A 20,753-nucleotide genomic window follows, 5' to 3' on the forward strand; every position below is an offset into this window, starting at 1 on the left:
TGCCCCTGCTCGGCTAGCATTGGCGGTCTTCCGCTTACCAGTTGCGACGGTTTTAAATGAGTTATCAGGTTCTTGCACGTAAATGGCGTCCGCGCTCGTTCCGCGAAATGGTCGGCCAGGCTCATGTGTTGAAGGCCCTGATCAACGCGCTGGACAGCCAGCGCCTGCACCATGCCTATCTGTTTACCGGCACCCGCGGCGTCGGCAAGACGACTATCGCGCGGATCATCGCCAAGTGCCTGAACTGTGAAACCGGCATTACTTCGACGCCCTGCGGCACCTGTTCGGTGTGCAAGGAGATCGACGAGGGCCGTTTCGTCGACCTGATCGAAATCGACGCCGCCAGCCGCACCAAGGTCGAAGACACGCGCGAGCTGCTGGATAACGTGCAATACGCGCCCAGCCGCGGCCGCTTCAAGGTCTACCTGATCGACGAAGTGCACATGCTTTCCAGCCACTCGTTCAACGCCTTGCTCAAGACGCTTGAAGAGCCGCCGCCCTACGTCAAGTTCATTCTCGCCACCACCGATCCGCAAAAGCTGCCGGCGACCATTCTTTCGCGCTGCCTGCAGTTCTCGCTGAAAAACATGACGCCTGAACGCGTGGTCGAGCATCTGACCCACGTGCTGGGCGTCGAGAACGTGCCCTTCGAAGACGACGCGCTATGGCTGCTTGGGCGCGCCGCCGATGGTTCGATGCGTGATGCGATGAGCCTCACCGATCAGGCCATTGCCTTCGGTGAAGGCAAGGTCATGGCTGCCGATGTACGTGCGATGCTCGGCACGCTGGACCACGGTCAGGTGTTCGATGTACTGACCGCACTGCTGGAAGGCGATGCCCGCGGGGTGCTGGAGGCGGTACGCCATCTGGCCGAGCAAGGCCCTGACTGGAATGGCGTGCTCTCGGAAATCCTCAACGTGCTGCACCGTGTGGCGATTGCCCAGGCGTTGCCGGAAGGCGTCGACAACGGTCATGGTGATCGTGACCGGGTGCTGGCCCTGGCGCAGGCCCTGCCTGCCGAAGACGTGCAGTTTTACTACCAGATGGGCTTGATTGGTCGTCGTGACCTGCCATTGGCCCCTGATCCGCGTGGCGGCTTCGAGATGGTCCTGCTACGCATGCTGGCGTTCCGTCCTGCCGACAGCGATGACGCGCCGAGGCAGCCGCTAAAGCCAGTGGGGATCAGCCAGGCCACGGTTGATTCCCGAAAAGCAGTGGCTGATGCGACACCTGTTGCATCGGCAGCTCCCGCAGTGTCGACCGCCCCGGTGATGGCTGCGCCCGACCCGGCCTTCGAAGCGCTGCCGCCTGCAGCAGCCTCGATGCCGGTCGCCGTCCGGCCAGAGCCTGCGGTACAGCCAGAATCGAAGCCAGAGCCACAAGCCGCGCCGGTCGAAGACCTCGACCTGCCGTGGAATGAACCGAAATCCCCGGCTGCCGAACCCGCCGCCGAAACTGCGCCCCCTAGCGAATCTGTTGCCGAATCTGATGCCGAGCCAGTAGCCGAGCCGGTTCTGGAGACCGTTTCCGAGCAGCCCGACCTGACGCCCATGCCGACGCCTGCGCCCGCCAGCCCGGTGCCGGCCGCACCTGAAGCCGAGCCTGCACAGCCGGCCGCCGAGCAGCCGGTCACGCCGGCAATGCTCGAAGCCATCCCGGACTCTGCGTATCTGTCCACGCACACCGATTCGATGTCTTCCGACTCCGGGCCGATGGGGCGTGACGACGAGCCGCCAGCGGATGACGATTACGTCGAGCCGGATATCGACATAGACCCGGCGTCCTACAGCTATCTGGACGAGCTGGCCCACGAAAGTGTCGTCGAGCTTGAAGCCGTCGAGCCCGAGCCTGCTCCAGCCGCCAAACCGGCCACCGGTCTTGCGGCCGAGTGGCTGGACGTGTTTCCCAAGCTGCCGATCTCCGGGATGACCGGCAGCATCGCGGCCAACTGCACACTGATCTCGGCCGATGGCGACAACTGGCTGCTGCACCTGGACCCGGCGCACAGCGCGCTGTTCAACTCGACGCAGCAGCGGCGCCTGAACGATGCGTTGAACCAGTACCATGGGCGCACGATCAATCTGAGTATCGAGCTTATCAAGCCCGAACAGGAAACCCCTGCGCAGGCTGCTTCACGATTGCGTGCCGAGCGCCAGCGCCAGGCCGAAGCCTCGATCCAGGCCGACCCGTACATCCAGCAGATGCTGCAACAGTTTGGCGCTGTGATCCGGGAAGACACGATCAAACCGGTGGACGCGCCTGCGGTGCAGGCTCAATAACTGAACACAGGGCGCCACTGGCGCCACGCAAACGAACCATCCATTTTCGAGGAGATATCCCATGATGAAAGGTGGCATGGCTGGCCTGATGAAGCAGGCGCAGCAAATGCAGGAAAAAATGGCCAAGATGCAGGAAGAACTGGCCAACGCGGAAGTTACCGGTCAATCGGGCGCAGGCCTGGTGAGCGTGGTGATGACCGGTCGTCATGACGTCAAGCGCATCAATCTGGACGACAGCCTGATGCAGGAAGACAAGGAAGTGCTGGAAGACCTGATCGCCGCCGCCGTCAACGACGCTGTGCGCAAGATCGAGCAGGCCAGCCAGGACAAGACGGCTTCCATGACCGCTGGCATGCAGTTGCCGCCCGGTATGAAGCTGCCGTTCTGACGGTCGCCCGGGTCATGATCAATGCCAGGCCCCGTGCCTGGCATTTTTCTGTCTGCTGTCTGGCTGGCCGGGCGCCGCGATGCGGCTTCAGTACCACCATCAGCATTTGGCCTGATCGACTGAATTGAGCGACAATCGTCCCCCGTCTCTGGAGTGCCCCATGTCTGAGCCCATTGAAAACCTCACTGTCGACGCCGAGCTGGATGCCGTCGGGCTGTTCTGTCCGGAACCGGTGATGATGTTGCACCAGAAGGTGCGTGATCTGCCTGCGGGCAGTCTGCTCAAGGTCATCGCAACCGATCCGTCCACGCGCCGCGATATCCCGAAATTCTGTGTATTTCTTGGTCATGAGCTGGTTGCGGAGCGAGCCGAAGAGGGCACGTTCCTCTACTGGATCCGCAAGAAGTCCGACTGATCGCCACATCGCTGCAACCCGCGCCTGTTCACGACGCACCTGTTCCCGATTCGAGCAGGTCCCTGTTCGCCAGATCCAGAGAGTCTTCCATGCGCATTGTTGCTGACGAAAATATTCCCCTGCTCGACGCCTTTTTTACTCATTTCGGTGAGATTCATCGTTTGCCGGGCCGCGCCATGGACCGAGCCGCCGTGGCTGATGCAGACATCCTGCTGGTTCGCTCGGTCACCGCAGTGACCCGCGAACTGCTTGAAGGCAGCTCGGTGCGTTTTGTCGGGACCTGCACCATTGGCACTGATCACCTCGATCTGGACTGGTTTCAGCAAGCCGGTATCCAGTGGGCCAGCGCTCCGGGCTGCAATGCGCGCGGCGTGGTGGACTACGTGCTCGGCAGCCTGTTGACCCTGGCTGAAATCGAGGGTGTTGACCTTGCGCAACGCACCTACGGTGTGGTCGGTGCGGGGCAGGTGGGTGGTCGGCTGATCAGCGTATTGAAGGCTCTGGGCTGGAACGTACTTGTTTGCGATCCGCCACGCCAGGCTGCCGAAGGCGGTGACTTCGTCAGCCTCGACGAGATCCTGCAGCGCTGTGACGTCATCAGCCTGCACACGCCGCTGAGCAAAGCCGGGGCGTCACCGACCTGGCACCTGCTCGACGACGCGCGTCTGCGTCAGCTCCGGCAGGGTGCCTGGCTGATCAATGCCAGCCGTGGCGCCGTGGTGGATAACGCAGCGCTGCACGACATCCTGCTTGAGCGGGAAGACCTGCAGGCCGTGCTGGACGTGTGGGAAGGCGAGCCGCAGGTCAAAGTCGCGCTGGCTGACTTGTGCGTTCTGGGTACACCGCATATCGCCGGTTACAGCCTGGATGGCAGGCAGCGCGGCACGGCGCAGATCTATCAGGCGCTGTGTGGCTTTCTTGATCAGCCTGCGACGATCAAGCTGGACGATCTGCTGCCAAGACCCTGGCTGGCGCAGGTCAGCCTTGACGCGGCCTGCGACCCGGTCTGGGCGCTCAATATGCTGTGCCGTGGCGTGTATGACCCGCGTCGTGACGATGCGGATTTCCGCCGCAGCCTGACCGGTGACACCGCCAGCCAGCGTCTGGCCTTCGATGCATTGCGCAAGCAGTACCCGCCACGCCGGGAAATCGAAGGGCTGAAGGTACGCCTGGAGGGCGAGTCCGAACCATTGGCGCACCTGGTGCGGGCACTGGGCGCGGTGCTGGTCTGATCGCCAACCGGGCTATCGGGCAATAAAAAACCCGACCTGGTGGTCGGGTTTCAAATGTCTGGTACGGCTCGGTTTTATTTTTCCGGTGTTACCCAGTGCTTGTCGCATTCCTGGCAGGCAGCCTGAACCATTTCTTCGGTGATCAGGACTTCTTCCCCGTGCTGGTCGAGAATGGCACCGCCAACCGGCAGATTGGGCGTGGCTCGAACGACTTGAACTTCGTTGCTGCGCTCTTGCGGGTTCATGGTTTTCTCCTTTCATCAGGTAACGGCGTTAAGTTAACCGCGCTTGATGACCGGTCCGTGACAGGTACTGTCAGCCGCTCAAACGCGCTCCAAGTGCAACAGATATGATGCAAATCTGCCAGCAGGCGCTTAGATCGATGTCTTATAGCGGCCTCTGTAAAGCAGTCATAACCTGACTCTGCAAGCCGGCCGCAAGTTCATTCGAAATGATGTTCGGCGCACCCGGCAACACAGGTGTAGGCTTTGCAATTCAGACAGATCGGGCAGACAGGCAGGTTCATCGTTCATGATTTCACGGATTACCCGACGTCATCGCCAGGCCTTGCGTCTGGCTGCGAGTTTCATCGCGCCGTATCGCTGGCAGGCGCTCGGCGCATTGCTGGCAATGGTCATTACCGCGGGCATCACCCTGTCGATCGGGCAGGGCATCAAGCTGATGGTCGATCAGGGGTTCATGACCCGTTCACCGCAGTTGCTCGAACGCTCGATCGGGTTTTTCATGCTGCTGACGGTCGGCCTCGCGGTCGGAACCTTCGCCCGTTTCTATCTGGTGTCGTGGATCGGCGAGCGAGTGGTTGCCGACTTGCGCAAGAAAGTATTCGATCACCTGATCGAACTGCATCCGGGCTTCTACGAGAACAATCGCAGTTCGGAAATCCAGTCGCGACTGACCGCCGATACCACGTTGTTGCAGTCGGTGATCGGCTCGTCACTGTCGATGTTCCTGCGCAATGCGCTGATGGTCATCGGCGGCATCGTGCTGTTGTTCATCACCAACCCCAAACTCACCAGTATTGTGGTGGTGGCGTTGCCGCTGATCATCGCGCCCATTCTCATGTTCGGGCGGCGGGTACGAAACCTGTCGCGCGAGAGTCAGGACCGGGTCGCCAATGTAGGCAGCTACGTGGCCGAGTCCCTGGGGCAGATCAAGACGGTGCAGGCCTACAATCATCAGCCGCAGGACAAACAGCGCTTTTCGCATACGGTGGAGCAGGCGTTCGAGACCGCTCGTAAACGCATCCTGCAGCGCTCCTGGCTGATCACGCTGGTGATCGTCCTGGTGCTGGGGGCGGTGGCGGTGATGTTGTGGGTGGGCGGCATGGACGTGATCAGCGGCCGCATTTCCAGCGGTGAGCTGGCAGCGTTTGTGTTTTACGCGCTGATGGTCGGCATGGCGTTCGGCACGTTGAGCGAGGTGATTGGCGATCTGCAGCGCGCCGCCGGTGCGGCGGAGAGGATCGGCGAGCTGCTTAAGGCGCGCAGCGAGATCAGCGTGCCGACCACGGACCTGCAGAGCCTGCCGCAGCGCATCAGTGGGCGCCTGGCGCTGGAGAATGTCACCTTCGCCTACCCGTCGCGCCCCGAGCGCAATGCGCTGGATGACCTGACCCTGAGCATCGAGCCCGGTGAAACCCTGGCGCTGGTCGGGCCCTCCGGCGCGGGCAAGTCGACCATTCTGGATCTGCTGCTGCGTTTTTACGACCCGACTCAAGGGCGCATCCTGATCGAGGGGGTGCCGATCGCGCAGCTCGACCCCCATGATCTGCGCCGCTGCTTCGCGCTGGTTTCACAATCGCCTGCACTGTTTTTCGGCAGTGTCGAAGACAACATTCGTTACGGTAACGCCACCGCGAGCCTTGAGCAGGTAGAGGCGGCGGCGCGCATCGCCCATGCGCATGAGTTCATTCTCGACATGGCCGACGGCTATCGTACGCATCTGGGTGAGGGCGGTGTGGGCTTATCCGGCGGACAGCGGCAGCGTCTGGCGATTGCCCGCGCCTTGCTGGTCGACGCACCGATCCTGTTGCTGGACGAGGCGACCAGTGCGCTGGACGCGCAGAGTGAGCACTTGATTCAACAGGCCCTGCCGAGCCTGATGCAGGGGCGTACCACGCTGGTCATCGCCCACCGGCTGGCCACGGTGCAGAATGCCGACCGGATTGCCGTCATGGATCGGGGGCGGTTGGTGGCCGTGGGCACCCATCAGCAGTTGATCGCCAGCAATCCGCTTTATGCGCGACTGGCGGCGTTGCAGTTCAATGCCGGGGTTGAGTAGGAGAGGGCGAGAAGGGCGTGTGGGCAACGTGGGAGGTCAAGCCTCCCACTCGCTGAGCCTCAGCGATATTCGCACAGGTAGGCGGTATCGACTTTGACCTTGATCTGGAACTTGCTGTTGGCCGGTACGTTGAACTGGTTACCGGTGGCAAAGGTTTCCCAGTCAGTGCTGTCCGGAAGCTTCACGCTCAACTCGCCGGAGATCACATGCATGATTTCCCGTTGCGCCGTACCGAACTCATATTCGCCCGCTGCCATGACACCGATGGTTGCCTCACCATCGGCCTGGGTGAAGGCGATGGATTTGACGGTGCCGTCGAAGTACTCGTTGACCTTGAACATGGGCGATTCCTTTTGAAAGGGCTGAAAATGGCTCGCCAGTATGCCCAACACGGTAAAACTCGTCACGCCCCTTGCAGGTCGATGCTGACGAAGCGTCGACCTGCAGCGGCATTCAATTGGGCAGGATCAACGGCAGCAGTCTGGCAGTATTGCGCGCATCGACCAGAGCGCGGTGCTGCTGCCCGCTGAACTGCATGCCTGCCAGTTGCAAGGCACTGTTCAGTCCCATCGGTTTCTGCAAGTGGCGGGCCTGGGCGAAGCGCTGTTTGAGATTGACATGCGGCATGCTGGACAGCGCACTGTCGAGGTGATGATGGCGCCATTCCTCTTCCAGTTGCTGACGATCGTAGTCCCCCCAGCTGGCCCAGCCCACGATGCGTGCACGGTGATGGCTCAACCAGCGCTCGAACTGTGGCCACACCGTCGTCAGTGGCGCAGCGCTGTCGATGCTGCTCTGGTTGATATGGGTCAGCTCGCGGCAGAAATGGGTCAGCAACGGCCTGCGTGCCGGGCGCACGAAGCGCTCGAAATGGTCCAGCTCGCGTCCGTCCTGGTTGACCAGCGTCGCGCCTATCTCGATGACTTCCATTTCTGCGACCGGCCATCCACCTTCTTCGGTCGTGGCCTCAAGATCAATCACCAGCCAGTGCGGCATCATCAAGCTTCCTTACGATAGTCAATGGCTTCAGCGTAGCCAGATTAACCCGTTGCGCACACTCTGGGCTTTGCATCGGCACCCTTGTTGTTACAACTGCCCCTACAGTGACCACAGGTGATTGCATTGGTGCCTCGCGGGCCGCTGTCACTCGCCTGGACGAATACTGCAAGCGCACCGCAGAGCACTGACGCCGTCGATTTGACAGTTGTTTAAATCACGGAAACCGCATAGCTTGAACGGCTTTGATTGATGTCGTGTTTTATGAAAAGACTTGCAGTGTTAATTGACGGTGTGGCGCGCGGGATCGTTACCGGTGTCATGCTCTTCATTCCGTTGATGGCAACGCAGCAGGTCTTCGCCGCGCAAATCGTGCGGGTGGCCGCAGTGCATTTCCCCCCTTACATGGTGCGCCCTGAAAAAGGTGAGGACGCCGGTCTTTTACCCAGGCTGGTCGAAGCACTCAATGGCGAGCAGGACGAATATGAATTCGTGATGATTCCGACATCGGTGCCTCGGCGTTTTCGTGATTTCACGGAAGGGCGTTTCGATGTTGCAGTCTTCGAAAACCCCGAGTGGGGCTGGAAGGACATTCCCCATGAACAGCTCGATATGGGGCTAGAGGATGCCGAGGTCTATGTGGCGCGCCGGGTGGAAGGACGCGGGCAGGATTACTTCGACACTCTGGCTGACAAACGTCTGGCATTGTTCAGTGGCTATCATTATGGATTTGCCAACTTCAATACCGATCAGAAGTACCTGAGCGAGCACTTCACCATTACCTCCACGTACTCCCACGACAGCAACTTGCTGATGGTGGTGCGCGGCCGCGCCGATATTGCGCCTGTTACCCGTTCGTACCTGATTGATTTCATGGCGCATAACAAGGAAGAAGCGGCGCAGTTGATGGTGTCCGACCGTATCGATCAGGTCTACCGTCAATACGCGTTGTTGCGCCCGAATGGCAGCATCGACGTGTCGCACTTCAAACAGCTACTGGAAAGGTTGCGTGCAGATGGGCAGTTGGCGAAGATTTTCGAGCCACTTCATATCAAGGTGCTTCCGGTGAATGCCGAGATGCCCGGCAACTAGCAGGGGCAGGTTTTGCACCTGCCACCCGGAGGCACTCAACGGTCGTTGGCGTCCTTGGCATCCATCTCTGCGTTGCGCTCGTGGACGCGCTTGAGCTGTTCTTCAGTGAGGGGCAGTTTCTTGGCTGTGTCGCGCAGCATCATCAGACCGCCGACGACCGAGCCAATGGCTACGAGCAGAATTAACCAGGCATACCAGGGCATAGCGCTCTCCTTGTTGTGATACCGGTTTGAGCAGCACAGCTGCCCAATGGTTCAAGTGTATGCGCCCTGAGGGGTTGCGTGCGAAAGCATTCGCCTGCAACCCCTAAGAAGCTGGCAATTACTTCCCGGTCAGCATCGCGTCGGTCGGCGCGTCGGCGCGCGATTTGGCGGTCAGGCTGAAATAGATGAAGCCGATGGCCATCAGGCCCAGGAAAATCAGGCCGATCAGTGCGTTGAACCAGGCCATTGCCACCAGGCACACGACGGCCAGCGCCAGCGCGATGCCGGGCACTACCGGATAACCGGGGGCGCGGAACGTGCGCTCCAGGCCAGGCTCGGTCTTGCGCAGTTTGAACAGGCTGAGCATGCTCATGATGTACATGACGATGGCGCCGAATACGGCCATGGTGATCATCGCAGCGGTCAGCGTCATGCCGCTCAGGTTGATCAGGCCATCGCTGTAGATTGCGGCGATGCCGATCAGGCCGCCGGCGATGATTGCCCGGTGCGGTGTCTGGAAGCGCGAGAGTCTGGCCAGCGAGGCGGGCAGGTAGCCGGCGCGGGCGAGGGCAAAGAACTGGCGCGAGTAGCCCATGATGATCCCGTGGAAGCTGGCGACCAGACCGAAAAGGCCAATCCACACCAGCATGTGCAGCCAGCCGGAGCTGTCACCGACCACGGCTTTCATGGCCTGCGGCAGCGGATCGTTGATGTTGGCCAGGGTGCGCCAGTCGCCCACGCCACCGGCAAACAGCATGACGCCGATCGCCAGTATCACCAAGGTCAGAATGCCACTGATGTAGGCCTTCGGAATGGTGCGTTTCGGGTCCTTGGCTTCTTCGGCGGCCATTGCAGCGCCTTCGATGGCCAGGAAGAACCAGATGGCGAAGGGGATGGCAGCGAACATACCAGCAATGGCTTCGGGTCCGAAAGTCTGTGAACCGGCCCAGCCGTTCAGGGCGAAATTGCTGAAACTGAATGCAGGTGCGACGACGCCCATGAACACCAGCAATTCGGCGACGGCCAGAATGCACACCACCAGCTCGAAGGTTGCCGCGAGCTTCACGCCCACGATGTTGAGCGCCATGAATACGATGTAGGCGCCAACTGCCGCATGCTTGGGGTCAAGACCCGGGTACTGCACATTAAGGTACGCACCGATCGCCATGGCAATGGCCGGTGGCGCAAAGACGAATTCGATCAGAGTGGCCATGCCGGCGATCAGTCCGCCTTTTTCGCCAAAGGCGCGACGGCTGTAGGCGAATGGACCGCCCGCGTGCGGGATGGCCGTGGTGAGCTCGGTAAAACTGAAGATGAAACAGGTGTACATGGTGGCAACCATCAGGGCTGTTACCAAAAAGCCCAACGTACCCGCGACGCCCCAGCCGTAGCTCCAGCCAAAGTATTCGCCGGAAATCACCAGCCCGACGGCGATCCCCCATAAGTGAATCGTGCCGAGTGTCGGCTTGAGTTGCGTGCTCATTGTTATCTCCCTGAGATTCGATAATCGTTGAAACATCCTGTTGCAGAGGCCGTGCCAGTGCACTGTTCATTGTCGTGTTGCTTCAAAACAGGTCGTTTGTGGAACGTCAGGATGAACAGATTCACCCTGTTGTGCAGATTCGGTGCAGGCTAACGTAGCGATGGTCGCTGCAGGTGCAGGAAATCGTGACTTTTTACGACCGCCACTGGACAAATGCTGTTCTATGGGTCCCGCCGGTGCGCCGGTTCGGCTACAATGCGCGCCGATTTCGACTTACCTGAGACCACGCTCATGTCCGCCTGCCAGACTCCTGTCATCGTCGCCCTGGATTTTCCGACCCGTGAAGCCGCCTTGCGCCTGGCTGATCAGCTCGATCCCAAGCTGTGCAGGGTCAAAGTCGGCAAGGAACTGTTCACCAGTTGCGCGGCCGACATCGTCGAGATCTTGCGCCACAGGGGCTTCGAAGTGTTTCTGGATCTGAAATTCCACGACATCCCCAACACCACGGCGATGGCGGTCAAGGCGGCGGCCGAGATGGGCGTGTGGATGGTCAATGTGCACTGCTCGGGCGGCTTGCGCATGATGGCGGCCTGCCGGGAAGTGCTTGAGCAGCGCACCGGTCCACAGCCGTTGCTGATCGGTGTGACCGTTCTGACCAGCATGGAACGTGAAGACCTGGCCGGTATCGGTCTGGACATCGACCCGCAGGTGCAGGTGCTGCGCCTCGCTGCTCTGGCCGAGAAAGCCGGAATGGATGGTCTGGTCTGCTCGGCGCTGGAAGCGCAGGCTCTGAAAGCCGCTCACCCGTCATTGCAACTGGTGACACCTGGCATCCGCCCGGCGGGCAGTGCGCAGGACGATCAGCGTCGTATCCTGACCCCTCGTCAGGCACTGGATGCAGGCTCTGACTACCTTGTCATCGGTCGCCCGATCAGCCAGGCGGCTGACCCGGCGAAGGCCTTGGCGGCGGTGGTTGCCGAGCTGGCTTGAGTGGATGGATGCGTAGCGCCACGGCGCGTTACCCGCATAGCGGAGAAGGGCTGTGACGCTGCGAAAAGCCTGCGGGTTTATTCCACTTTCAGGATCAGCTTGCCCTGATTCTCGCCGCTGAACAGCATCTGGAAGGTTTCCGGGAACGTCTTGAGGCCGTCCACGATGTGCTCCTTGCTCTTGAGCTTGCCTTCCTTGATCCAGCCGGCCATGACCTGGCCCGCTTCTGCAAAGCGCTCCGGGTGGTCCAGTACGATGAAGCCTTCCATGCGAGCACGGTTGACCAGCAACGACATGTAGTTGGCCGGGCCTTTGATCGCCTTGGTGCTGTTGTACTGGCTGATGGCGCCACAGATCACTACACGCGCGCCGACCGCCAGCTGGCTGAGTGCCGCATCGAGGATGTCGCCACCGACGTTGTCGAAGTATACGTTCACGCCATCCGGGCAGTGGCGTTTCAGACCGTCCATGACGTCTTCGGATTTGTAGTCGATGGCTGCGTCAAAGCCCAGCTCCTCGGTCAGCAGACGGCATTTTGCCGTGCCTCCCGCGATGCCGACGACCCGGCAGCCCTTGAGCTTGGCGATCTGCCCGGCGACGCTGCCGACAGCACCAGCTGCGCCGGAAATCACCACGGTATCACCGCTTTTCGGTTGGCCGACGTCCAGCAGCGCCAGGTAGGCGGTCATGCCGGTCATGCCCAGTGCCGATATATAAAGCGGCAGGGGCGCAAGGCTGGTGTCCACCTTGTAGAAGCCCTTCGGTTCACCGGCAAAGTAGTCCTGCACGCCCAGGCGTCCCTGGACGTGGTCCCCTACGGCGAACTTGGGGTTTTTCGATTCTATTACTTCACCCACGCCGATGGCACGCATCACTTCGCCCAGCTCTACGGCTGGAATGTAGGATTTGCCCTCATTCATCCAGCCACGCATTGCCGGGTCCAGTGACAGGTATTTGCTCCTGACCAGAATCTGCCCGTCGGCAAGTGCGCTGACCGGGACTTCCTGATAGGTAAAGTCTTCACGGCGCGCATCGCCCGAAGGGCGCTTGGCGAGCAGGAACTGGCGGTTGGAAAGATCGGTCATGGCAGGGTCTCCTGAAAAGGGTTCAAGAATGGATTCAAACGCTCATCGCGCCATTCGGGCAAGAAGCGATCACCCAGCGAATGCCGTTTGATCCATGTGGTTGATAGGAGTCCGTTGCGCCACTGGCGTTCAGACGGATCTGCGGATGAAACATTCTGACGACGGATATGGCTTGAGTCGCCCCCCCTCAGTGCTCTAGATTCCTTGTTCGATCAACGCTTGGAAGACATTATGCCTGCTACCTCTTCGAACACTCTCCACCCCCGGGCTCTGCGAGCTGGCGACGCCGTTGCGCTGGTATCTCCGGCAGGGCCTGTGGACCCCGGCAAAATCCAGGCTGCGGTGGCGGTACTCGAGGGGTGGGGGCTGCGTCCACGGGTCTATCCGCATGCGCTGGGCAACTACTCGTTCTATTCCGGGACCGATGAACAGCGGCTCGCCGACCTCAACGCCGCGCTGGCCGATCCGGAAATCCGTGCGGTCCTGTGCACTCGCGGTGGTTATGGCGTGCAAAGGATTGTCCAGCAGGTGGATATGGACGCGGTGCGTTGTGACCCCAAGCTGGTGACTGGCTTTTCTGACATCACCGCGTTGCACGGTGCGCTGTGGAACCACGCGCGCCTGGCGACCATCCATGGACCGGTCGCTTCGCAGCTGGAACGTGGTGGCCTGTTCGTCAGCGGTATGCGCCATGTGCTGATGAGCACCGAGCCGGTCTTGCTCAAGGCTGATGCGGCCTCGCCAACGGCCAGGGTCAGAACGGCTGGCAGCGCACAGGGCCTGCTGCTGGGTGGCAACCTGAGCATCCTCGACACCTCTGTGGGTACGCCGTTCATGCCTGACCTGAGCGGCGCAATCCTGCTCATCGAAGATGTCAACGAACCCGCCTACAGGGTTGACCGCATGCTCACCCACCTGGGCAACTGCGGGATTCTTGCGTCTCTGGCCGGCATTGCCGTCGGCGAATTTACGCCTGCCGCGAACACTGGCCGCACCATCAGCCCCGCCGATGTGCTGATGGAGCGGCTGGGCAGTCTTGGCATTCCGGTGCTCGGCGGTGTGCCGGTAGGGCATGAAAATCCCAATCAGGCCGTGCCACTGGGCACTCAGGCGATACTCGATGCCGACGCCGGAACCCTGCTGGTGGCCGCCGCCGCGCGTAGTTGATGTCTCTGCCGCGCTGCTGGCGGCTGGCCTAATCGGTCTTGCGTGTGTTCAGGATCAGCAAGGTCAGCAAGCCCGCGACGATGCCCCAGAATGCCGAGCCTATGGAAAACAGCGTCAGTCCTGAAGCGGTCACCATGAAGGTGATCAAGGCGGGTTCGCGCTCACTCGGCTCGGCCATTGCAACGGTCAGGCCATTGGTGATCGACCCGAGCAATGCCAGCGCAGCAATCGAGAGCATCAGTTCCTTGGGGAACGCACTGAACAGACCCGCCAGGGTGGCACCGAAAATGCCGGCTATTGCATAGAAAATCCCGCACCAGATCGCCGCTGTATAGCGTTTGGACTTGTCTTCGTGCGCATGAGGGCTGGTACAGATGGCGGCACTGATTGCTGCCAGATTGATCCCGTGGCAGCCAAATGGTGCCGTGAGCAATGAGGCAAAGCCGGTCACCGATATCAGTGGTGAGGTCGGCGGGAAGTAGCCGTCGGCCCGTAACACGGCCACACCGGGCATGTTCTGCGAGGTCATGGCCACCACGAACAGCGGGATGCCGATGCTGACCGTCGCCGCCCATGAAAATTCGGGAGTGGTCCAGACCGGCATGGCGACTTCCAGCGCCAGGCCGTCAAAGTTCAGCAGCCCCAGCATGCCTGAAATGCCGATGCCGACCAGCAGCGCGAGCAGCACCGAGTAGCGCGGCGACAGGCGCTTGACCAGCAGGTAAGTGAAAAACATGCCCAGCACCAGGCGGGTGTGGTGCTGTGCGGCAATAAAGATCTCACTGCCGATCCGGAACAGAATCCCTGCCAGCAAGGCCGCGGCCAGCGAGGCTGGCAGACGCCGCACGATGCGCTCGAAACTGCCGGTCACCCCGCACAGAATCACCAGCAGCGCGCTGGTGATGAACGCGCCAATGGCCTGCGGGTAGCTGACACCGCCCAGGCTGGTGATCAGCAGTGCAGCGCCGGGTGTCGACCACGCCACGGTAATCGGCATGCGGTAGCGCAGCGAGAGGCCGATGCTGCACACCGCCATGCCCATGAACAGCGCCCACAGCCAGGATGAAATCTGCACGCTGCTCAGCCCTGCCGCCTGGCCCGCCTGGAACATCAGCACCAGCGAACTGGTGCAGCCGGTCATCATGGCGATGAAACCGGCCACCACCGCCGACGGCGATGAGTCTGTCAGCGGGCGCAATGGCACCTTGAGGGATTGGTTCATGCTGGGCGTTCCTTGAAACGGGCAGGTAGCAAAGGGCGCCAAGCCTAAACGCCTGGCCGCTCGGCCTTGCAATACAGCGACACGAGTAAACGCCAGCACAGTTACAGCTGTGGCGTTTACTCGGCGTCAGTCCCCGTCGGGCAGGCACCGGACTGCAGGGTCTGGCCCAGCGCCCGATTGACCGTCAGCCAGCCATCCACGGCATCCTGACCCGCCTCGGCGAACACCCGCTGCAGCAGTTTGACCTGTTCGCGGCGCAAGCCCTGTTCAAAAAGAGCGCCTTCGTCGGTGAGGCCCAGCAGCCGTTTGCGCTTGTCATTCTCGGGGGCCGCGCTGTGCACCAGATTCATGGCGATCAGCTGGCGCAGCGGGGCATTGAGGGCCTGTTTGCTGACGCCCAATACGGTGAGCAGCTCCTTGACGCTCAGGCCGGGGTAGCGGGCAATGAAAAAGACGATGCGCTGGTGCACGCGACTGAAGCCGCGTCTGGCCAGTATTTCATCAGCCTTGGCAGTGAATGCCTGATAGCCGAAGAAGAACGCTTCCATGGCCATTTGTTGATTGGCAGGTTTTTTAAGGTCAAGCATGTTGACGTATCCGGGTTGATCGTCGTAATTTGAGTCAACCAGTTTGACGTATTTCCAATTGTCTCGGCTACAGGTAACTGCCATGGCTTTCTCCGAACGCGTTTCCCGTCTGAAAAGTTCTCTGATCCGCGAGATCCTCGCCGCCGCTCAGCGTCCGGAAGTGATGTCGTTCGCCGGTGGTCTGCCCGCCGAGGCGATGCTACCCAAAGTAGAGTGGGCCGACATGCCTGTTGCGCTGGGCCAGTACGGCATGAGCGAAGGTGAACCTGCGTTGCGCGAAGCGCTGGCCGCCGATGCCCGTGCCCTGGGTATCGACTGCGACGCCCGTCAGGTCATGGTGGTCAGTGGTTCTCAGCAGACACTGGACCTGGCGGCCAAGCTGTACATCGACAAAGGCACCGAAATTCTTCTCGAGGCGCCCACCTATCTGGCGGCGCTGCAGATATTTCAGCTGTTCGGCGCCGACTGCATCACTGTGCCGCTGCAGGCCGAAGGCCCGGACCTGCTTGCCATGCGTCAGCGTCTGGAGCAGCACAAGCCAGCGTTCGCCTACCTCATCCCGACGTTCCAGAACCCCTCGGCGGTACGCTACAGCCAGGCCAGTCGCGATGCCGTTGCGGCCTTGCTCGACGAGTTCGGTGTCACGTTGATCGAGGACGAGCCGTACCGTGAACTGAGCTTTGACGGCGGCAGTGCCAGGCCGATTGTCAGCGGTCTGAAGACGGCCAGCTGGATTTACACCGGCACGGTTTCCAAGACGCTGCTGCCGGGCCTGCGAGTGGGCTATCTGATCGCCAGCCCTGATCTGTTTCCGCACTTGCTGCGTCTGAAGCAGTCGGCCGATCTGCATACCAATCGCCTCGGCCAGTGGCAGGCCTTGCAGTGGATTGGTACTGAGCACTATCGTGAGCATCTGGTGACGCTGTGCGAGTTTTACCGGGGCCGTCGTGATGCGTTCGAGAGCGCCTTGCAAACGCATTTTTCCGACCTGGCCACCTGGAACAGCCCGCAAGGCGGACTGTTCTTCTGGTTGACGCTGAAGCAGCCGCTGGACACGCGCACCTTGCTGGATACAGCGCTGGCGCACGATGTGGCGTTCATGCCGGGCGAACCTTTCTTTGCCGATCCGGACGCCAACCACGGTCACTTGCGGCTCAATTTCAGCCATATCGACCCTGCACGGCTCGATGAGGGTATAAAACGTCTGGCGTCGGTGGTCCGCGCAGCACACCTTCTGCAGGCCGCCTGATTCAAGACGTCAACATAGACGCAGCAAGGGAGCAGTCTGATGTACAAGGTTTATGGCGATTACAACTCGGGCAACTGCTACAAGGTCAAGCTGATGCTTAACCTGCTGGGCAGCGAGTACGAGTGGGTGCCGGTGGATATTCTCAACGGCGAAACCCAGACCCCGGCGTTTCTGGAAAAGAACCCCAACGGCAAGATTCCGGTGCTGGAGCTGGAAGACGGCACTTGCCTGTGGGAGTCCAACGCGATTCTCAACTTTCTGGCTGACGGCTCTTCGTACCTGCCGAGCGAACCGAGGTTGCGCACCCAGGTGCTGCAGTGGCAGTTCTTCGAACAGTACAGCCATGAGCCGTCGGTCGCGGTGGCCCGTTTCATCCAGTTCTATCTGGGCCTGCCGGCCGAACGCATGACCGAGTACCGGGCCATGCAGAAGGCCGGCTATCGCGCACTGGCGGTTATGGAACAGCAGCTCGACCGTACGCCGTTTCTGGTCGGCGAGAACTTTTCCATCGCCGACATTGCCTTGTATGCCTACACCCACGTCGCGCATCAGGGCGGTTTCGATCTGGCACCCTATACCGGGATCCGTCGTTGGCTGGATCGGGTAAAGGCGCAGCCGGGTTATATCGGTATGCTGGACTGACACATTCGTCATTTGAACAAAGGGAAATGTATGCGCGTTCCAATCGTACTTCTGGGCGCTTTCATTGCGCTGGGGATCGGCTGCTCGGCCCAGGCCGAGGACTGCGATGCCAATCAGGCCAGCATGAACCGCTGCGCTGCCAATGAGCAGGCAGCGCTCGATGCCGATCTCAACAAACAGTACAACGCGCAGATGGCGTGGTTGAAAACCCCGGCGAAAAAGCAGGCACTCAAGGATGCGCAACGAAAGTGGATAGCCCTGCGTGATGCCGATTGTCTGTATCAGGCGGGCAAGCCCGAGGACTCAGGCTCTATCTGGCCATTGCTGCAGTCGCAATGCCTGGCCGAGCAGACCCGCGTACGACTCAAGCAACTGCAAGCCTATGTGGCCTGTCGCGAGGAAGGTTGCCCGCGCTGAGAGGCGCTGGGCAAACAGCGGTCAGATCGCTCCGAAGCGCTGGTTCAGGTAGTCGATGATCACCCTGGATTCATACATCCACACGGTTTTGTCGCCTTCCTCGATGCGCAGGCAAGGCACTTTGATCCTGCCGCCCTCGTTAAGCAGGGTCTGGCGATCGAGCTCATTGTTTTTCGCATCGCGCAACGCGACCGGAACATTGAGGCGGCGCAGGGCGCGACGCGTCTTCACGCAGAACGGGCAGGCATGGAACTGATACAGCGTCAGGTCCTGAGCCGCTTCAGCGACAGCCGCCTGGGCCTGTGGGTCACGTTTTTTCCTGCTCGGGCGAGTCAGGAAATCGATGCCGATGACGAGTTGGCCAAGGCCGACTCTTAACGCTTTCATGAACAAGGTCATACCTCTTGCGGGCGGTGGCGTGCCCAGCCGTGCGTTCAGCGTGCCTCACAGCAGGTGAACGCAGGCTGAACGATCACTTGATCAGGCTGAGAAACTCACTGCGGGTGGCCGCGTTTTCACGGAACTCGCCCAGCATCACCGAGGTGATCATGGCCGAGTTCTGCTTCTCGACGCCACGCATCATCATGCACATGTGCTTGGCTTCGATCACCACCGCAACGCCCAGCGCGCCGGTGACCTGCTGGATGGCCTCGGCGATCTGGCGGCTGAGGTTTTCCTGGATCTGCAGACGACGGGCATACATGTCGACGATTCGTGCCACTTTCGACAAACCAAGCACCTTGCCCTGCGGGATATAGGCTACATGTGCCTTGCCAATGAACGGCAGCAGGTGGTGCTCGCACAGCGAGTACAGCTCGATGTCCTTGACCATCACCATTTCACTGGCATCGGAGCTGAACAGTGCGCCGTTGGTCACTTCTTCCAGGGTCTGCGTGTAACCGCGACACAGATACTGCATGGCCTTGGCGGCGCGCTTGGGGGTGTCCAGCAGACCTTCGCGCGAGACGTCCTCGCCCAGTTGCCCGAGGATGGCGGTGTAATTCTGTTCCAGTGTCACAGAGGGTGATTCCGTATAGGTTTCAGAGCGGTACGTTTGGGGCTGTACCGATTTTTTACCAATCGAGCTGGTGTCCCGTTTGCCGATCCCGCTCCAGTGGAGTTGGGCGATTTCGCATACGTAACCTGCGGATCTCGTTGATTGGCGATGAATGCGGGGTTTATCCCGGCGATTGGGCACATGGTAGCGTAGGTGTGCTCGCAATTGTACTGCCGTTGCCTCGTAATGCTTTCGCAATCAGCGCCGGTTTTTAGACTTTGCCCGGCGTTGCGCTATAGCCCGGTGCTTTTCAGTGTCGCAGAAAAGCGAATGCAGGGAGCATGCGTTTTGGCTTGGGCTCTCCGACATGCGTTTCTGTTGCCTTGATTGGAGCGCTGGAATGAAATATGCCGTAGCTTTTTCAAGCGTTTGCAAAGCAGATGTGAAGCGTATCCTTGCTTCATGAAGGCGGCTTGTGAGATGCAGGCCAGAGTCTGATAGGAGGTTGGATGCCGAGTCAAAAGGACGAGCTGGAACTTGAGAAACTCCAGGCTGAGGTTCACAAGTTTGTGGCTGAGGCACGAAAAATGATCGCGGAGACCAATAAGCTCCAGCGCGAAACGAGCTTTTATCCATTTGTGGCGGCTGGTGGGTTGATCACCGTAATCGTTACTGCTGCCGCTTTCATCCACAAGCTCCAGGCAGCCAGTATCCAGTAGCGGACAGCGACTTGCAGCGCTTGAGATTCAGTCTGGACCAAGCGAAAGTGTGTACGCAACGCATGAATCGGCATTTCGAGAGAAGATGAGTATGAGTCACGATCAAGTCATAAAGCGGATGCGCGAAGACCTCGAGCAGTTGGGCAACGAGGTCCGCAACATGCCTGCCCATGAACCACGAAACGTTCTGGTGTCTGCTGCATCCGGTGCAGTATTTGCTCTGGTTTTTTCATGGCTTGCATTCAAGGTCTGGTTCTGAACGCCTGCGATAGCTATGCCAGGGCAGTGAGTCGTCTGAGTCAGGTCCAAAGTCGTATGGCTTTTTGTGTCTGGCGGTTGTTTTGTTTGCCCTGAAAAATCCGCTTTTACAGCTTTTGTATCCTCTCGCTTACACGTTGGCGACCAGATCGCTACCCACTTCCGGTGTCCATTGCGGTCTGAGTAGGCAGGTCATTAATCCATTGCCTGTCTTTAGAGAGTAAACCCGGATGTTGAGTCGAGTAGCAAAAATAGCGTTGTTCGCGATTGTACTGTCGTCGGTTTCCGGTTGCTGGCCGTTCTGGCCTGGCCCGGGCGGACATGGCGGCGGCGGTGGCGGGCATCATGAGGGCGGTGGTCCTGGTCCTGGCGGTCCTGGCCCGGGTCGCTGAGTCACCAGCGGGGCGGCAGCATGCTGCCCCGCGTACGAGTCTGACTGACTGGAAGGGCGCGGCGGGTTTTACTCGTCGCGCCCTTCCATCATGGTGCGCCTGAGGATTACGTACACCGCGCCTGCACCGCCGTGTTTGGCCAGGCAGGAGCAAAAGCCCAGTACCTGCGGATGCTGACGCAGCCAGGTGTTGACGTGGCTTTTGATCATGGGTCGCTTGCCGTCCAGGCGTACCGCCTTGCCATGGGTGACGCGTACGCAGCGTACTTCCAGGCGGGTAGCTTCAGCCAGAAATTCCCACAGCGTTTCACGCGCCACTTCCACGCTCATGCCATGCAGGTCCAGGCTGCCCTCGAAGCTGATCTGCCCGAGTTTGAGCTTGCGCATCTGGCCTTCCTGCACGCCGTCACGCGACCAGCTCAGGACATCTTCAGGGCCGACGTCGATCACGAATTGATCCGACAAGCCGTCGACGGTCACCGAGTCGGTGCGCACAGTCGCCGACTGGCGCAGGCGGGCCAGCATTTTTCGATCGGTCTTGGGTTTGCCGACATCGGCGTGTTCATGCTTGAGCGGCTTGACGCCGCGTGTCTCGCTTCTGAACAGGGAAAAATCGTCGTCTTGCATGGGGCCTCCGCGA

At 60.3% G+C, this 20,753-nt stretch carries 24 protein-coding genes; 13 read left to right on the plus strand and 11 right to left on the minus strand.

Translation table 11 applies throughout. From position 1 onward, the window contains the following. Positions 1–56: 56 nt before the first annotated feature. The 4 genes from dnaX (at position 57) to pdxB (ending at position 4,314) form a co-directional block, all read left to right on the plus strand. Entirely contained in the window at positions 57–2,279 is a 2,223-nt protein-coding gene (gene dnaX / locus P406_RS19020) for a DNA polymerase III subunit gamma/tau (protein WP_046237027.1), read from the plus strand. Between the two features lie 61 nt (positions 2,280–2,340). Next, positions 2,341–2,667, plus strand: a complete 327-nt coding sequence (locus P406_RS19025; RefSeq protein WP_002552818.1) for a YbaB/EbfC family nucleoid-associated protein — start codon at positions 2,341–2,343, stop codon at positions 2,665–2,667. 160 nt (positions 2,668–2,827) lie between these two features. After that, on the plus strand, positions 2,828–3,082 hold the full coding sequence (gene tusA / locus P406_RS19030) for a sulfurtransferase TusA (RefSeq protein WP_046237028.1): 255 nt from the start codon (positions 2,828–2,830) through the stop codon (positions 3,080–3,082). 89 nt (positions 3,083–3,171) lie between these two features. Continuing rightward, positions 3,172–4,314, plus strand: coding sequence for a 4-phosphoerythronate dehydrogenase PdxB (gene pdxB, locus P406_RS19035; protein WP_046237029.1), 1,143 nt, complete (start codon positions 3,172–3,174; stop codon positions 4,312–4,314). Between the two features lie 74 nt (positions 4,315–4,388). Here the strand turns inward: pdxB and P406_RS29445 are convergent, their stop codons facing one another. Beyond that, a complete protein-coding gene (locus P406_RS29445; RefSeq protein ID WP_046237030.1) occupies positions 4,389–4,559 on the minus strand; it encodes a PA1571 family protein in 171 nt (56 codons plus the stop codon). A 286-nt stretch (positions 4,560–4,845) separates the two neighbouring features. Here P406_RS29445 and P406_RS19045 point away from each other — a divergent pair, with 286 nt between their 5' ends. After that, positions 4,846–6,615 carry an ABC transporter transmembrane domain-containing protein gene (locus P406_RS19045; protein ID WP_046237031.1) on the plus strand — a complete coding sequence of 590 codons (1,770 nt, stop codon included), beginning with the start codon at positions 4,846–4,848 and terminating at the stop codon, positions 6,613–6,615. Between the two features lie 59 nt (positions 6,616–6,674). Here P406_RS19045 and ppnP read toward each other — a convergent pair whose 3' ends face one another. Together ppnP and P406_RS19055 are read right to left on the minus strand one after the other, a co-directional pair. After that, positions 6,675–6,956 carry a pyrimidine/purine nucleoside phosphorylase gene (ppnP, locus tag P406_RS19050; protein WP_003343080.1) on the minus strand — a complete coding sequence of 94 codons (282 nt, stop codon included), beginning with the start codon at positions 6,954–6,956 and terminating at the stop codon, positions 6,675–6,677. A 112-nt stretch (positions 6,957–7,068) separates the two neighbouring features. Then, positions 7,069–7,611, minus strand: a complete 543-nt coding sequence (locus tag P406_RS19055; RefSeq protein ID WP_003315164.1) for a 3'-5' exonuclease — start codon at positions 7,609–7,611, stop codon at positions 7,069–7,071. Between the two features lie 252 nt (positions 7,612–7,863). Between P406_RS19055 and P406_RS19060 the strand changes: the two genes are divergently transcribed. After that, positions 7,864–8,703, plus strand: a complete 840-nt coding sequence (locus P406_RS19060) for a substrate-binding periplasmic protein (protein WP_032698369.1) — start codon at positions 7,864–7,866, stop codon at positions 8,701–8,703. Between the two features lie 35 nt (positions 8,704–8,738). Here the strand turns inward: P406_RS19060 and P406_RS26840 are convergent, their stop codons facing one another. Both P406_RS26840 and eat read right to left on the minus strand, forming a co-directional pair. Continuing rightward, entirely contained in the window at positions 8,739–8,906 is a 168-nt protein-coding gene (locus tag P406_RS26840; protein WP_003315162.1) for a DUF2897 family protein, read from the minus strand. A gap of 118 nt (positions 8,907–9,024) precedes the next feature. Continuing rightward, positions 9,025–10,389: an ethanolamine permease gene (gene eat / locus P406_RS19065; protein ID WP_003415841.1), complete on the minus strand. Its 1,365-nt coding sequence runs from the start codon at positions 10,387–10,389 to the stop codon at positions 9,025–9,027. A 291-nt stretch (positions 10,390–10,680) separates the two neighbouring features. On the opposite strand from eat, the gene pyrF reads away from it, so the two are divergent. Beyond that, entirely contained in the window at positions 10,681–11,379 is a 699-nt protein-coding gene (gene pyrF / locus P406_RS19070; RefSeq protein ID WP_046237099.1) for an orotidine-5'-phosphate decarboxylase, read from the plus strand. A gap of 77 nt (positions 11,380–11,456) precedes the next feature. On the opposite strand, the gene P406_RS19075 is transcribed toward pyrF, so the two are convergent. Continuing rightward, a complete protein-coding gene (locus tag P406_RS19075; RefSeq protein ID WP_046237032.1) occupies positions 11,457–12,464 on the minus strand; it encodes an NADP-dependent oxidoreductase in 1,008 nt (335 codons plus the stop codon). 231 nt (positions 12,465–12,695) lie between these two features. Between P406_RS19075 and P406_RS19080 the strand changes: the two genes are divergently transcribed. Beyond that, positions 12,696–13,631, plus strand: a complete 936-nt coding sequence (locus P406_RS19080; RefSeq protein WP_046237033.1) for a S66 peptidase family protein — start codon at positions 12,696–12,698, stop codon at positions 13,629–13,631. Between the two features lie 28 nt (positions 13,632–13,659). Here the strand turns inward: P406_RS19080 and P406_RS19085 are convergent, their stop codons facing one another. Together P406_RS19085 and P406_RS19090 are read right to left on the minus strand one after the other, a co-directional pair. Then, positions 13,660–14,853 carry a benzoate/H(+) symporter BenE family transporter gene (locus P406_RS19085; protein ID WP_046237034.1) on the minus strand — a complete coding sequence of 398 codons (1,194 nt, stop codon included), beginning with the start codon at positions 14,851–14,853 and terminating at the stop codon, positions 13,660–13,662. A gap of 116 nt (positions 14,854–14,969) precedes the next feature. Beyond that, complete coding sequence (locus P406_RS19090) at positions 14,970–15,440, minus strand: MarR family transcriptional regulator (protein ID WP_046237035.1); 471 nt, start codon at positions 15,438–15,440, stop codon at positions 14,970–14,972. A gap of 82 nt (positions 15,441–15,522) precedes the next feature. On the opposite strand from P406_RS19090, the gene P406_RS19095 reads away from it, so the two are divergent. The 3 genes from P406_RS19095 to P406_RS19105 are packed head-to-tail and all read left to right on the plus strand — an operon-like array spanning position 15,523 to position 17,748. Continuing rightward, positions 15,523–16,689 carry an aminotransferase-like domain-containing protein gene (locus P406_RS19095; protein WP_046237036.1) on the plus strand — a complete coding sequence of 389 codons (1,167 nt, stop codon included), beginning with the start codon at positions 15,523–15,525 and terminating at the stop codon, positions 16,687–16,689. Between the two features lie 39 nt (positions 16,690–16,728). Further along, on the plus strand, positions 16,729–17,331 hold the full coding sequence (locus P406_RS19100; RefSeq protein ID WP_003343108.1) for a glutathione S-transferase family protein: 603 nt from the start codon (positions 16,729–16,731) through the stop codon (positions 17,329–17,331). A gap of 30 nt (positions 17,332–17,361) precedes the next feature. Then, a complete protein-coding gene (locus P406_RS19105) occupies positions 17,362–17,748 on the plus strand; it encodes a lysozyme inhibitor LprI family protein (protein ID WP_003415849.1) in 387 nt (128 codons plus the stop codon). 21 nt (positions 17,749–17,769) lie between these two features. On the opposite strand, the gene P406_RS19110 is transcribed toward P406_RS19105, so the two are convergent. Together P406_RS19110 and folE are read right to left on the minus strand one after the other, a co-directional pair. Beyond that, complete coding sequence (locus tag P406_RS19110) at positions 17,770–18,147, minus strand: glutaredoxin family protein (RefSeq protein WP_082100864.1); 378 nt, start codon at positions 18,145–18,147, stop codon at positions 17,770–17,772. A 73-nt stretch (positions 18,148–18,220) separates the two neighbouring features. Continuing rightward, a complete protein-coding gene (folE, locus tag P406_RS19115; protein WP_003343112.1) occupies positions 18,221–18,766 on the minus strand; it encodes a GTP cyclohydrolase I FolE in 546 nt (181 codons plus the stop codon). 488 nt (positions 18,767–19,254) lie between these two features. On the opposite strand from folE, the gene P406_RS29450 reads away from it, so the two are divergent. After that, on the plus strand, positions 19,255–19,464 hold the full coding sequence (locus tag P406_RS29450; protein WP_003343114.1) for a hypothetical protein: 210 nt from the start codon (positions 19,255–19,257) through the stop codon (positions 19,462–19,464). Between the two features lie 91 nt (positions 19,465–19,555). Next, entirely contained in the window at positions 19,556–19,723 is a 168-nt protein-coding gene (locus tag P406_RS29455; RefSeq protein WP_003405800.1) for a hypothetical protein, read from the plus strand. A 459-nt stretch (positions 19,724–20,182) separates the two neighbouring features. Here the strand turns inward: P406_RS29455 and P406_RS19125 are convergent, their stop codons facing one another. Continuing rightward, positions 20,183–20,740 carry a Smr/MutS family protein gene (locus P406_RS19125; protein WP_004410179.1) on the minus strand — a complete coding sequence of 186 codons (558 nt, stop codon included), beginning with the start codon at positions 20,738–20,740 and terminating at the stop codon, positions 20,183–20,185. Positions 20,741–20,753: the final 13 nt, after the last annotated feature.

It is taken from the genome of Pseudomonas syringae pv. coryli str. NCPPB 4273, assembly GCF_000972175.1.
GTDB lineage: Bacteria > Pseudomonadota > Gammaproteobacteria > Pseudomonadales > Pseudomonadaceae > Aquipseudomonas > Aquipseudomonas syringae.